This is a genomic window from Bacillus basilensis, assembly GCF_050630465.1.
Lineage (GTDB): Bacteria > Bacillota > Bacilli > Bacillales > Bacillaceae_G > Bacillus_A > Bacillus_A basilensis.
Genome location: NZ_JBNTQO010000002.1, coordinates 545,170 through 560,378, shown reverse-complemented (window position 1 = coordinate 560,378; position 15,209 = coordinate 545,170). Strand labels below are relative to the sequence as shown.

The 15,209-nt window shown below is 33.2% G+C and carries 9 protein-coding genes and 1 pseudogene; 5 read left to right on the top strand and 5 right to left on the bottom strand.

Annotation, left to right across the window (positions count from 1 at the left end; all coding sequences use genetic code 11):
- Positions 1–269 precede the first annotated feature (269 nt).
- From ACQVV1_RS06300 to ACQVV1_RS06290, 3 genes are all read left to right on the top strand, one after another.
- Positions 270–1,067, top strand: coding sequence for a cell wall hydrolase (locus ACQVV1_RS06300; RefSeq protein ID WP_242251991.1), 798 nt, complete (start codon positions 270–272; stop codon positions 1,065–1,067).
- Between the two features lie 265 nt (positions 1,068–1,332).
- Complete coding sequence (locus tag ACQVV1_RS06295; RefSeq protein ID WP_242251993.1) at positions 1,333–2,670, top strand: NAD(P)/FAD-dependent oxidoreductase; 1,338 nt, start codon at positions 1,333–1,335, stop codon at positions 2,668–2,670.
- 469 nt (positions 2,671–3,139) lie between these two features.
- Positions 3,140–5,059, top strand: a complete 1,920-nt coding sequence (locus ACQVV1_RS06290) for an LTA synthase family protein (RefSeq protein ID WP_242251995.1) — start codon at positions 3,140–3,142, stop codon at positions 5,057–5,059.
- A 99-nt stretch (positions 5,060–5,158) separates the two neighbouring features.
- Here ACQVV1_RS06290 and ACQVV1_RS06285 read toward each other — a convergent pair whose 3' ends face one another.
- Entirely contained in the window at positions 5,159–7,942 is a 2,784-nt protein-coding gene (locus ACQVV1_RS06285) for a dynamin family protein (protein ID WP_242251996.1), read from the bottom strand.
- Positions 7,943–8,514: 572 nt separating this feature from the next.
- Between ACQVV1_RS06285 and ACQVV1_RS06280 the strand changes: the two genes are divergently transcribed.
- Positions 8,515–8,694, top strand: a complete 180-nt coding sequence (locus tag ACQVV1_RS06280) for a hypothetical protein (RefSeq protein ID WP_242251997.1) — start codon at positions 8,515–8,517, stop codon at positions 8,692–8,694.
- A gap of 219 nt (positions 8,695–8,913) precedes the next feature.
- Positions 8,914–9,112, top strand: a pseudogene (locus tag ACQVV1_RS06275) (GNAT family N-acetyltransferase); the annotation flags it as partial.
- Positions 9,113–9,298: 186 nt separating this feature from the next.
- Here the strand turns inward: ACQVV1_RS06275 and mutL are convergent.
- The 4 genes from mutL to ACQVV1_RS06255 all read right to left on the bottom strand — a co-directional run bounded on the left by mutL (position 9,299) and on the right by ACQVV1_RS06255 (position 15,209).
- Entirely contained in the window at positions 9,299–11,242 is a 1,944-nt protein-coding gene (gene mutL / locus ACQVV1_RS06270) for a DNA mismatch repair endonuclease MutL (protein WP_242251998.1), read from the bottom strand.
- An 8-nt stretch (positions 11,243–11,250) separates the two neighbouring features.
- Positions 11,251–13,929, bottom strand: a complete 2,679-nt coding sequence (gene mutS, locus ACQVV1_RS06265; protein WP_242251999.1) for a DNA mismatch repair protein MutS — start codon at positions 13,927–13,929, stop codon at positions 11,251–11,253.
- Positions 13,930–14,110: 181 nt separating this feature from the next.
- A complete protein-coding gene (cotE, locus tag ACQVV1_RS06260; protein WP_001288800.1) occupies positions 14,111–14,653 on the bottom strand; it encodes an outer spore coat protein CotE in 543 nt (180 codons plus the stop codon).
- A gap of 124 nt (positions 14,654–14,777) precedes the next feature.
- Positions 14,778–15,209, bottom strand: coding sequence for a YlbF/YmcA family competence regulator (locus ACQVV1_RS06255; RefSeq protein ID WP_016086647.1), 432 nt, complete (start codon positions 15,207–15,209; stop codon positions 14,778–14,780).

The following is a 15,209-nucleotide window of genomic DNA, read 5'->3' as shown; positions in this document are numbered from 1 at the left end:
ATTAATCATTATATTAATCTATAATAATTTTATTTCTATTACGTATTCCCGTTCTACTAAATAGATTATAGTAATCAGAAATATGAACTTCAATGTATTTTCATATGCAATATTTCATATTCGGACTCTACACTACATGAATAAGAAACTTTTGATGATTATTTATTTTATATGTGCTAATATACTTACATTGATATATAGCATATATAAACATTTCAAACTACATTACTTAACAGTTTCACCTTAATTTTTTCTTAGGAGGATTTACAATGAAATTACTAAAAATAAAATATATAATCCCTTTATCTGCGGCTGCAATTACATTCGTATGTGGTCAAAGTACAGCTGAAGCTTCTACCATTCATACAGTAAAAAAGAACGATACACTTTGGGGCATTAGTAAACAATACGGTGTTTCAATACAATCCATTAAACAGGCTAATAATAAAAGAAACGATCAAGCTTTTATTGGCGAACAATTACATATTCCAGGATCCGTGAACTCAAATGAAATCACTGTTCGTCAAAACGCCAAACCTGCGAACATTTCTGGACAAATTATTTATCAAGTACAACCGGGAGATTCATTAGAAACGATAGCAAAGCGTTACAATGTTACCGTTCAATCTATAAAACAAATTAACACTATAGTCGGAAACAAGCTTTATACAGGACAACATTTAAAAATCAACACAAGCATTTCAGAAAAAGAAAAAGACTTAATGGCACGCTTAGTTACTGCTGAAGCAGGTGGCGAATCTTATAAAGGAAAAGTGGCCGTAGCAAAAGTTATCCTAAATCGTGTAAACGCAAAAGGTTTTCCAAATACAATAACAGGCGTTATTTATGAACCTATTAAATATGGATATGCATTTACTCCTGTTACAGATGGAAGAATTAATCATCCTGCAAGCCCAGAAGCAAAAATGGCAGTAGAAGAGGCTATCTCCACAAATGGAATACATTCTGATTGGCTTTATTTCTATAATCCGAAAACATCAACAGACAAATGGATTACGACACGTCAAACAGTAGCAGTAATCGGTAACCACGTCTTCGCTAAATAAGATTTAAAATCATTAACAGACCTATTCACTTAAAAGGTCTGTTTTTTTATATGTAAGATTTTATTAATCATATGACATAGTGATTTTTTAAAACTATTTCTTTTTTCAAATAAAAACATTTGTATTTACTCCACCAGTCGGAGAAATTAAAAAGCATCAAGTTCAAAAACTCCCTCTTTATTAATAAAAGCTATTTCTTAACTTCATAAAATTGTTATACACTAGAAAAATAAAAAACAAACTATTCGTTAGCAGGTGAAAGAATATGTATGATGTTACAATTATCGGCGCTGGAGTAAGTAGCATTTTTATGGCTTATTCACTAGCTAAAAGTAACAAAAAGGTTTTAATTCTTGATAAAGGTAAAGCGCTAGAAGATCGACATTGTCCTTTAGACGAAGGGAAAACATGCAATTGTACTACATGTGATAAATATTTCGGGTTTGGTGGTTTAGGAAAATCTGAAGGGAAATTTAATTATACAAACGGATTTGGCGGAGAACTTGAGCAAAAAGTTGGTAAAGAGGACTTTTTGCAGCTTATGGCTGAAGTAGATGAAATTCTATGTCAATTTGGAGGAAGTTCAGTTCCAAAATATTCTACAGAAAATCCAAATCTCAACAAAAGAGCTGAAGCATGTGGTTTACAAATGCTCACAACAGAAGTAAGGCATCTTGGTACTACACTTTCAAGTGACATATTTCAGCAACTCTACGAATTTTTACTTACGAAAATAAATATACAATTTCATATAGATGTACAACATATTACGAAGCAGAAAGATCACTTTACAATTGAGACAAATGAAGGAACAGTTCAATCTAAGCAACTAGTATTTGCAACTGGGCGTTCCGGAGCGGATTGGTTGAAAGAAATGTGCACTTCTCTAAATATTTCTCAGGAACAAACTCGTGTAGATTTAGGTATTAGAGTAGAGATGAAAGAACACCAATTACGTTCTATATTAAAAGATACATTTGAGACTAAACTTTCTTATGAGCATGAAGGTTTCACAGCAACTACTTACTGTATGAATCCAAAAGGACGTATTATTAGAAAATATGAAGAAGGTTTAGTTATGCCTGACGGTCAAAATTTTCGAGAGAAAGGAACTGGCACACCTAACTTGAATTTCACTTTATTTATTCCGCGCTATTTTTCAACTCTCAAAGAAGCAAATGTATATGCAAGTTCAATTATTAAAAACATTAACCAAGGACGAGATCGAATCGTTATACAGCGCTTAGAGGATTTACTAAATAAACAGCCTACAACAGCGAACGACATGAAACATAACCATATACAGCCTACACTACAAGGGGATTATGGAGACTTGAATACAGAAATTCCTCCATTATATATTGAAGGACTTAAAGAATTTTTATTACGCTTAGAACAATTCATCCAAGAACCGATCGATACAGATACTTTATTATATGGAATTGACGGAAAGTTCTATGCTCCTACGATAAAACTCAATAACCACTTTGAAACCAGTATAAATGGGCTATATTTAGTTGGAGATTGTTCAGGCATCACTCATTCATTATCTCAAGCTGCTGCAAGTGGGCTATATGTTGGAAAATATGTATCTAATATTTAAATTCTTTAATTAAGATACCAATCAAATATTTTAAGGTTCACAACGCTTTATTTATGTACCTTATCCCTCCCCCGCTAACGATTATCCCGCAAAGAATCGGGATTTTATGAGATACATATGTAACATAACTATGTATGTAAAACTATTGACATTCCATTCTAACAAATGGAATGTCAACAGTTTTACAAGTCTCTATTCGTTTCCACTTTCATTTGTTCGATATTTTGTAACATCATCATAGTGTTTAATATGTTAGGATGTCTATAAGTATTTTTTACTACAACTATGACTTTTTCTGTTCTGCTTCTAAAAAATAGATTTGTGCTTTAAAATTCCCCATTGTACGTATGTGAATACTTCATATTATTACCTTTAGAAACCATTAGTTAAATGGTTCATTACACTCTAATAGTTATAAAAATATAATATATAACACAAGTTAAATAAATTGTATAAAGAAGGAGTAAAAATGAAAAATAAAATCAATTTACAAATGCAAAATATAAGCTTTGTTTTAATAATCGCTTTAGCAGTATGGTTAAAAACATATCTTATTACGCGATTCAGTTTTGATTTAAAAATTGAGTCTTCTACACAAGAGCTTATTTTGTTTATTAGCCCACTCGCTACATCATTAGCTTTTGTCGGACTAGCATTATTTGCAACCGGTGAAAAACGAAATTATATCGCGCTATGTATCAATTTCTTATTAACAATTGTTCTCGTTGGGAATGTAATGTTCTATGATTTTTATAGTGATTTCGTTACGTTACCAGTACTTGGACAAACATCAAACTTCGGCCAATTAGGCGGCAGTATTATAGAAATATTGAACTACAAAATTATTCTCGCATTCGTAGACATTATTTTCTTCTTTATTTTATTAAAGAAGAAGTCACTAGTCTTCCAAACAGGACGTGTAACTCATTCGGCACGCTTGTTATATTTTCTCTTAACAATTGGTGTATTTTCTGCAAATCTACATCTTGCAGAAAAAGAACGACCTGAACTATTAACGAGATCATTCGACCGAGTCATGCTTGTTAAAAATTTAGGAATATACACTCATCAAGTATATGACTTAACACTGCAAGTAAAAGCAGGATCACAAAAAGCACTTGCTGATAGTAGCAAATTACAAGAAACAGAAAACTATGTAAAGGTAAACCAAAGTGAACCAAACCCTAATATGTTTGGTGCAGCGAAAGGAAAAAACGTAATTGTCGTTACTCTTGAATCCTTGCAAACCTTTTTAATAGGTACATCAGTCAATGGCCAAGAAGTTACGCCATTCTTGAATGAATTCATAAATGAAAGCTATTACTTTGATAATTTTTTCCATCAAACTGGACAAGGAAAAACATCCGATTCTGAATTTCTCATCGATACGTCGTTGTATCCATTAAATCGAGGAGCTGTATTCTTCACACACGGTAACAACGATTATACTGCGACTCCAGAAATTTTACGTCAGCAAGGTTATTTCACTTCTGTATTCCATGCGAATAACGCAACATTTTGGAATCGTAATATCATGTACTCTGCTCTCGGTTATGATCGTTACTATAATGAACTTGATTACAAAATTACGCCTGAAACAAATTTAAATTGGGGCTTAAAAGATATCGAATACTTTGAACAATCAGTAGATATATTAAAAACTGTTAATCAACCATTTTACGCTCGTTTCCTTACTCTAACAAACCATTATCCATTTACGTATGATGAAGATACAAAATTCATTGAACCATACAACTCTGGTAATGGCGTATTTGATCGTTATATCGTAACAGCACGTTACTTAGACGAATCAATTAAAAAATTTATTGAGCGTTTGAAAGCCGAGGGAATGTATGATGATTCTATTATTGTTTTATATGGTGATCATTATGGCATTTCTGAAAAACATAATCGCGCAATGGCACAGTTTTTAGAAAAAGATCAAATAACAGAATTTGACACTTTAAATTTACAACGCACACCTTTATATATTCATATCCCTGGACAGACAGAAGGTCAAACTATTGCAAAGCCTACGGGGCAAATTGATATGAAACCTACTATTCTAAATTTATTAGGAATTGATACTACGAACGATATTCGTTTTGGTCATGATATGTTTTCAGATGAATATACTGGCTTTGTTGTTTTACGTGATGGTAGCTTCGTTACAGACAAGTATGCTTACAAAAACAATATTTTCTATGACCGCATAACAGGTGAAATTGTAAATTTACCAAAGAAAGAAGCGCAAGCACTCATTAACCGTGCACAAAATGAATTACGAATGTCTGACAAAATTATTGAAGGCGATTTATTACGTTTCTCAGAAAGTAATAAAATTAAAACTGGCGAAGTACAAACTAAAATTAAAGAAATAGAAAAATAATCTAAATATAAAAAGGGAGCAACTCATTACAGTTGCTCCCTTTTATTCTCTTATAACACATGATGCAATTTCATATAAAAAACCTGAAATTTTTAACTTTTATTCTACGCTTGTTTCTAAAGTTACATCTGTATAGGTATGATCATCACCTATATGTAAAATCGCTTCACATTGACGTAATCTCAATTCAAAGAGCACGATAGAATCATGATAAACTTCAGGATTTGATTTCATTTTATGTAACATCTCTTGTTTTTCTTGTATTTCTAATTGCATATTTTCTACAGCTTGTTTCAAGGAGTTAAATGGATTCCTAAAGAATATATTAATATCTCGCTCTTGTGTGTTTTCAAACAGCTCAAATTGCAAGAAAAACTTCTTCATAATAGAATCCGTTACCTCGGTATAATCTTCATTTTCTACATACTGTTTGTATTTGTTATACAGCATAGATTTATTTTTAGGAAGAACTCCAAATAATTTACCGGCACTTTTCAGTAAAAATTGTGCTGGCGTAAATCGACGTAAAATATTTACTTCATCCATTTGTATTCTAGTCGTCATCCTGTCAGTATCTCTACGCCAGTCATCAAGCACTTTAAAGTCACATTCTAACTGTATTCTATTTTCTCCAAATAGTGAATTAAGCCCTTCACTAAGTTCTTCTAAATACGTTTGACTTTGAAGAAGCTCATTATTAGAAGTTGCAATCCAATTTTGCATAGAAAGAGCAAGATTAGGTAATACAGTTTGTTCTAAATATTTATGTACTCTTTCATTCATTGCTTTATTTAGTTCCGTATCCATGCGCCCGAAATCGCTTTCTTCACTAATTAAATTAGAACAGCTCTTTAATATCTTCGGAATATTTTCGGTAAGATCATTTGTAATTTCAGTCTTCATTGAACGATATGATTGTGTAATGAAATGAATTTTTTCCCTCTCAAATGCAGTAAGGTTATTAATGCTACCGTTTAGTTTCACTAGCATATCCTCATTCCAATTCATAGCATCCACTAGATTATTTTCTTTCTCAACTCGTTTATCTAAAAGATATGTAATTGTTTTTCGAATGAAAAACAATAGCTTTTCAGTACGTTCTGCATCGATATTTTTATGATTAAAGTTAAAATGAATAAACTCTGTTAATTCATTCAATTGCTGACTACTTGTATATAACGAAGAGTAAGGGAAAATTCTCGCATGCGGGAAATATGTGTTTATTCTCGCTGCCGTATCATGTAATACTCTTTTCACTTCTGCTTCACTATAGATGTTATCGATTTTATTTAATAAGAAATGCACTTGTAAATTTGGTGTATGTTCTTGAATGCTTAATAGAATATCACGCTCTTTATCAGTAAAAGGTGAATCCGCATTCAATACAAACAATAATTCATCCACAGAATTTAGATATTCAAATACCTCATCCCTAGTGTCGTTATTCCTATTAAAGCCAGGTGTAACTACAAATGTAAGTTTATTTTCACTTAAAAATCTGCATGGTAATTTAAATTCAACACATGCTCTATCTCTATATGTTTGATGGTGCTGAGACATCATATTATGGTAATCAGAGACATCTTCCGTTGTTGTAATTGCAGCGTCTGTTATGGCGTTAATTTCTGTATGAGCATCATTTTTTAAAACTACTACATTTGAAATTGATTTTTCTAATATATTTTCTCCTAATATAGAGTTGATAAATGTAGTTTTTCCGTTCCCTGAAGTTCCCGTTACTAAAATACGAGTTGTTCTTAAATCTGCGAGTTCGTCAACTAACCATCTAAATCGGTGACCTATTTCTATATTGTGCTTTTGTGCCCACTGTGTAATAGAATCAAAAAGATGTAAACTGTACTCTAAACCATTCACATGATTAATAGAATATGACATTAGGTTTTCCGCATGTTTTATATTTGCTGAATCTATTTTGGAAGGGAAAATCTCCTCCCATGCCAATACAGCTGCTGATGGAAATACAGCATAAGATGGATTGACTACTTTTAACCAATTCGTTAAAAGATTTGGAATGATATCGTGTAATTGTCTAAGCATATATTGCCCTTGAATTAATGCAAAGTACGTTTCTTCGTAAAGAGAAGAAATTTTGTCCCATATATCGGACGAATGTATTTCAATATGTAAGAAAAATTCATTTATTGTATTAAGCCATAATAAGTAATTTTGTTCATTTCTATAACTGTTCCAAAGTGATGAAACCATTTGTGTAAATTGTACTTGATCTACATTATTTAATGTAATTAATGCATCATAAAAATAATCTGGTGAAATATGTTTAGTAAATCCTTTATCAATATATCCTTTTAACACCTCAAACCATGGATAAGATTCTGTTCGAATTAACTCATTCACAGCAAGCTCTACTGCACTATCAAAATCTTGCTGTTCCTCATAAAAAGAACGGGCAATTTTTGTGACATTTGGATAATCAGGATTTAAGGAAACTGCTTCTTTAATAACAGAGAAAGCTGAGTCAAAATTATTTTGCTCTATATAAAGAGAAAGTAATTGTAGTCCAATCTCGGTCATCAATATTTTATTATCAGTAGTAATGGAAGTATAAACATTTTCAGCAACTGATAATTGATTAAGTTCGAAATAAGCATCCGCAATATTTTTTTGTGCCCATGGTGCTAATTCATTACTAACCTTCTCCCATTTAAAAATAGCTGCTTCAAAATCTTGATGGCGATAATAAAATTCACCTTGCGCAAAACGAATATAAGATCCATCAGAAATCTCATTTTTTTCTTCGTTTACATAAGCTTGTCCAAGTACGTCAAGAGTTGGTTTTGTTTCATTCTCCATTAGGAATGTTTCATAATACATCTTTTTTATTAATTGTTTTTCTAATCTCATCTTTTCCCCCACTATATCTTGAAAATACATTTTTAAGATATGTCAACACTTTATTTATGTATGCTTTTTATCTTAACAAAGAATATCTTGTGAAAAATTTCATTTTCCTTTCATTTTTCAAGTTAGATTGAATTTTTATGAGAAAAGTTTCAGTTTTTTTTCAATTCCCTTTCAGTTGTGAAACAGCATTAAATGTTCCTAATAACCTAATAAAACTATAATATCCCACATTATATTATCAGGAAAAACCTATATGGATTACATTATAAAAACAATTTATAACGAATATATATGCACAATTAACTTCACCTATATAAAAGAACTCGTCACATAGTGCTTGTTAGATAAACTGATATGCTACGTGAATTTCAAATATACCATGATAACTTAAACAACAATAATAGCGAGTGGCTATTCACACAATATCTTTCTCGAATTGTTTTCCTTTAAAATACTTCAGTAGTTACGTAATTAAATTCCATTAACCTCTATAAATAACTAGTCCAAAAAAAATCTATATGCATATCATGTTATAGTAAAGAATTCAGGAAATCCTAAAAGGAGGCATTTTCATGTTTGAAGATAAATCTAAAATCAACTACCCATATGAATTTACAGAAACTACAACAATCCCTCTAAAGAATCCTATCAATAAAAATTTTAAAAACGGCTCTGGTACACACACTTTCCCAATTAAGAAGCACTATAAAGAACAGGTGTTATATACGGAAAAAATTAATAAAAATAAATAATGATATTGATCCTTATGACAATTAGCCAAATAAGAATCAATATTTGGCCATTCATAGTTATGTGTTTAGTAATGTAGAAATCTTTATTATACAATTTACGTACCTTTAAAAAGTGCTGATATACAGCGCTTTTTTATACATAGATAAATCAAAGTTATCTTAGTCTAGAACTACTTACAACCTTAAGATTGATACGCTCAAATTTAAATAAACTACAAAATCACTCCGCCAGATAGTTATGTTATTTATGATGTCATGACAAAAGAAACATTTAGAGGTAAAGGAATTGGCAGTGACATGTTTCAATTTCTTCTAAATCAAACAAAAGCCAGTTGTATTACAAGCTTCAGATGATGGGAAAAATATTTATAAGCGATTTGAATTTATAGATGTCGGGGAAATGGTTGTATTTGAATAAAAGCTTTTCTTATTAAGCTACCAGGCGGGATTGTTGAGCAATATCGGCAGGAAATAATCCAACTTTTTATAAAAAATGATCCAATTGACACAAACAAAAAGATGTTTTCGGCATTATACCGAAAACATCTTTTTTATAATTTATTTTTAACTCAGTAAGATTAACTTTGACCTCAATATATTATCCCTACATAACCCTCTTAAACATCTTCTCCAACTCATAAGTAGAATGATGCACAAGAATCGGTCTTCCGTGCGGACATGTGTATGGGTTTGTTGTTGTACGAAGTTCTTCCAGTAAAGCAAATATTTGATCGTTCGTTAAATATTGATTTGCTTTAATGGAAGCTTTACAGCTCATCATGATAGCGGCTTCTTCACGCAACTTTTTAATATCAACTTTTTTTAGTTTGACGACTTGCTCCATCATTTCGTCGATAATTTCTGTTTCTTGTCCTTTCGGGAACCACGTTGGATGCGAGCGGACGATAAAGGATTGATGGCCGAATTGTTCCAGGAATAAACCGACTTTTTTTAGTTCTTCTAGCTGCTCTTCAACACGTAAAAATTCGGTAAGAGATAAATCAATACGGTACGGTACAAGTAGTTCTTGTACTTCTTGTGCTACTCGTCCTACTTTATCACGGAAGTATTCATAATTAATACGTTCCTGCGCGGCATGCTGGTCAATCATATATAAGCCTTTATCATTTTGAGCGAAAATATATGTTCCGTGCATTTGCCCAATTGGATAAAGCGGTGGTAAGTCATTACCGTTCATCTCAATCTCTTCTATTTTCTGAACATCTTCTTCCAATTCCTCTAATTCAAAGTCTTCATCGTTACTGTTCCACGATTTCTCTTTTTGAATTGGTTCTTCCATTATCGGTTTAGTAGATGGCTGCCAACTTTGTTCTTCCCTTACGAGCGACTGTGGTGGTTGCCATTCTTGTTTCGGCGGTTGCCACAGTTGTGCTGGTTGTTTCACAGTTATTGGTTCTTCTTGTTTTTCATCCATACCAGTCGGTAAAACGATGTCCGGCATGGATGGTTCTTTCGGCTTCGCATGCTCAAACTGGAATTGTTCTTGCACACTTTCATCTTTTTCTTTTTTCTTCGTTGTTACACCTGCATCTGGAATGAGCTGTATTTTTTTGAATGCCGCTTGCAATGTTTCTTCGATAAGCTTTAGCAGTTCTTGTTCTTTACTAAAACGAACTTCTAATTTCGCTGGATGTACGTTAACGTCAACAAGCATTGGATCCATTTCAATTGATAAGAAGCCGATTGGATATCGTCCGACTGGTAGTAATGTATGATATCCTTGCTGAATGGCTTTCATTAATACGAAATTTCGAACGTAACGGCCATTTACGATTGTTGACATATAATTTCGAGATGCTCTCGTTACTTCTGGTAATGTTACATAACCTTTAATTGTGAAATCTAAAGATTGTGCTTCAATCGGAATAAGCTTCTTCGCAACTTGAATGCTATAAATCGATGCAAGTACTTGTCTTACATCACCATTTCCTGATGTATGAAGCAATTTCTTTTCATTATGAAACAGCTTTAATGATACTTCTGGATGTGACATTGCAATACGATACACAATATCTGTAATATTCCCAAGCTCTGTATGAATGGTTTTCATATATTTTAGACGCGCTGGTGTATTAAAGAATAAGTTTTGTACTGTAATATCTGTTCCTTTTCGGCTCGCTGTTTTTTCCTGCTTTATAATGTCTCCACCTTTAATAATAAGGTGTGTACCAGGCGCATCACCTGTGCTAGTGATTAATTCTAATTCACTAACAGAGGCAATACTCGGCAATGCCTCGCCACGGAAACCGAGTGTTCTTATGCGAAACAGATCGTTTTCATCTTTAATTTTGCTCGTCGCATGTCGTTCAAAGGCGACGATACAATCTTCTTCTGCAATGCCATCTCCATTATCAATGATGCGAATTTTCGATAAACCAGCTTCTTCTAAGTGGATTTCAATAGATGTACTATTCGCATCGATAGAATTTTCCACAAGTTCTTTTACGACTGAGGCAGGTCGCTCTACTACTTCCCCTGCCGCAATTAAGTTAGAGAGTTGGTCATCGAGTTTGCGAATTTTCCCCATCTACTTACTCATCCTTTCTTTAACTTTTTCTGTAAGCGATACAGTTCATTCATCGCTTCTAAAGGTGTCATATCAAGTAAATCAATTTTTTTAATTTGCGCAAGTACTGCCGTTTCTTTTGCATCTAGAACTGGCTTGTCTTGTTTTTTCGAAGACTGTTCTCCACCAAAGAATGATAGTTGCGATTCTTCTTCAGTCTCTACTTTCGTCTCTTGTATTTCTACTGGCGCTTCTTTTACAACTACAGGTTCTGGAATAACTTCTTGCTCTTGCACTTTCACTTCTACACGCTTTGGAATAATAATTTCTTCTTGTCCTTCTAGTTGTGCTAACACTTCTTTCGCGCGAGCGATTAAACTATCTGGAAGCTCCGCAAGTTGCGCAACGTGAATTCCGTAACTTTTATCAGCTGCTCCATCTTGAATTTTATGAAGGAATACTACTTTTCCGTTCTCTTCAATAGCTGAAACATGTACATTCTTCAGTTGATCTAAACTCTCTTCTAACACTGTCAATTCATGATAATGCGTAGAGAATAACGTTTTTGCACCAATTTGGTCATGAATATGTTCAATGATTGCTTGTGCAAGCGCCATCCCATCATACGTAGATGTACCGCGTCCAATTTCATCAAATAAAATTAAACTTCTTTCTGATGCGTTTGCAATTGCATTTTTCGCTTCTAACATTTCGACCATAAATGTACTTTGGCCTGATATTAAATCATCCGCTGCACCAATTCTCGTAAAGATTTGATCAAATACAGGTAATATTGCTTCTGTTGCTGGTACGAAACAACCGATTTGCGACATAACAGTTACAAGTGCTAATTGTCTCATATACGTACTTTTACCAGACATGTTCGGTCCTGTAATTAAAAAGACATCCATCTTCTCTGGCATAATACAATCATTCGGTACATACAATTTCCCGTTCAATACTTTTTCAACGACAGGATGACGACCATCTTTAATAAAGATTTCGCGCTTCGTTGTTAGTACAGGTTTTACAAACTGTTCTTCTTCACTAACTGTCGCGAAACTTTGCAGTACGTCTAATTCACTAATTACTTTCGCTAAATGTTGTAATTTCGGAATAAATACTTTTACTTCTTCACGAAGCGCTGTAAATAAATCGTATTCTAGTTGTACAATTTTTTCTTCTGCCTCTAAGATTAATGTTTCTTTTTCTTTCAGTTCATCTGTAATGAAACGTTCCGCATTAGCAAGTGTTTGTTTACGCTCATAGCGCCCTTCTGGAAGTGCTGCAAGATTCGCCTTCGTCACTTCAATGTAGTAGCCGAAAATACGGTTGTACCCGATTTTTAACGATTTAACTCCTGTAATATCACGCTCTCGTTTTTCAAGCTCAGCGATCCACGTTTTTCCGTTTTTACTAACGTAACGATATTGATCAAGCTTGTCATTATAACCGTCTTTAATAATATCTCCATCTTTAATAGAAAGCGGTGGGTTTTCTTGAATACTTCTTCCTAGTAATTCAGTTAAGCTCTCACATGGATCCGCCCCTTGAATTAACCTTGCTGCATAAGCATCATCTAACAAACTAATCGCTTCTAAAATAGCTGGTACTTGAAGTAAAGATCGTCTTAACTGTAATAAGTCCCGTGCATTCACATTACCAAATGCAACTTTCCCTGCTAAACGTTCTAAATCATATACTTCTTTTAGTTTTTCTTTTAAATCTTCACGTAAGAAGTAATCATTTACAAATGTTTCAACCATTTCTAAACGCTCTTCAATTTTTTCTTTCTGAATAAGTGGACGTTCCATCCACTGTTTTAACATACGACCACCCATAGCTGTTTTTGTTTTATCTAATAGCCATAATAATGATCCTGTTTTTTCTTTCGTTCGAAGTGTTTCTGTCAGCTCTAAATTTCGCTTTGAATGCACATCAATTTTCATAAATTGATTTGTATAATAAATTTCTACTGGTTGTAAATGATCTAATGAACGTTTTTGCGTTCTTATCACATAGTTAAATAAGCGTCCAATTGCTTTAATTAACTTTGCTTGCGAAACATTTTTCACAAGATGTTCTAATCCTTCAGGAATTGCCGTTGCATCTTCATATGAAATTGTCATTTTTAATGTTTCAGTTAATTTATTTAATTCATCTTTAGAAAATGAAGAATCTACAACAATTTCCTTTGAACCAGTTGCATACACTTCTAATAAAATATCTTCTACTGAACCTGTTAACAACGTTACTGTATTTTGTCCAGTCGTTAAATCATTACAAGCTAAAGCATACGATCCATCTTCAAAATGTGTTAATGCTGCTAAGAAGTTATTTTCTTTCTCATCAATCGTACGCCCTTCCATCATCGTTCCTGGCGTAATTAGTTGTACTACTTCACGGCGCACTACACCTTTAGCTGTTTTGGGATCTTCCACTTGCTCACAAACAGCTACTTTATATCCTTTTTCAACAAGTTGCTCAATATAATTTTTAGCTGCATGATGCGGTACACCGCACATCGGTATACGATCACTACTACCACCATCTCGGCTCGTTAATGTAATTTCAAGCTCATGAGCTGCTTTAATCGCATCTTCAAAGAACATTTCATAAAAATCACCTAATCGGAAAAATAAAAAGGCATCTTGATAGTCTGCCTTAACCTTTAAATATTGCTGTATCATAGGGGTATATTGCGTCATACTTTTCCTCCATAATTCTTACATAGTAATCAATTTTCATATATGTCACATTTCACGGACATCCATATCTCCTATTTCAGGAGTCTTTCTTCATTATAGCACATTTCATAAGGAACCATGTTCATTCAAGCACTACTTATGTAAAGTAAAAAGCTAGGAAGAACTTCTCCCTAGCTTTCTATTACTCTTCTTCTGCATCAACGATAAAGTTCGGATCTAACTCTTCAAACTCATCATCATCGATTTGGAAATCTTCGTCTGATTCTACACAACCTTCAGGATTTACACTTACACAAATTTTCGTTTCGCCAACTACTTCTGTTACAAATTCACGTTCTACAGTTACAACAATTTTATTACCATTTGGTGACACAAGAGCTTCTAAACAATTTGGTGGCTGAATGACACGAGCAATAATTTCTAAATCATCACCAGAAAAGTTTTTATCACGATACCCAATACTTACTTCATCCGTGTAGTTCACACGTTCTGTTACAACTTCTGTCTTTGTATTGCCATCAAATGAATACCAAGTGTTCACATCATAGAAACCTTCAATTTCCACATGCTTTCCGTTCTTTCTTGCTTCGTACGAGTGGTTAATTACCCAGCACCCTAAAATACTTGTTGGCTCATTATTCGATTCACATGTATGCGTTGACTTTGTATACTTACGTCCTTTTCCAACCACTGCTTTTGTAATAATCTCTCTAAATTCGGACATTCGTAACCCTCCTCAATCACTATTCACTTAATCATATGCGTGACAATAGCGGAATGTGTCATTCTTTTTTCGAGAAGAACTACGTTTAATCCACTAAAAAAAGAGATGTCAATTCGACATCTCTTTAACAACCACAATTTCCTTTTTTACTTTCTACCGCTGCACCCGTTTCACCCTTCAATACATCGCCATTAGTTGAAATTAATATTTCATCTGTTACGTTGTTAGAAATCGTACTTGCAACTAGCTGTAGTAAGTCATTTACGTATGTTTGTGAAGATTTAAATTCTTGTACGACTGGAATACTGTCTAACTTATCTTGCAGGGCATCAATTTCAGCTTCTACTTTTTTCAAAGCTTCCCATTTCCCGTAATGCTGCAAATTTACTGCTTGCTTTTGCAGTGCTTTTATTTCATCAATTGCGCGCTTTACATTTTCATTTTTATGAATTTGCGCCTCTGCTTTCTTAAAGAAATCAACTTCTTCTGTTTCAGAAATCATTTTTGCTAATTCTTTCGCTTGTTCAACAATTTCATCTTTCGAATATGCTTTCAT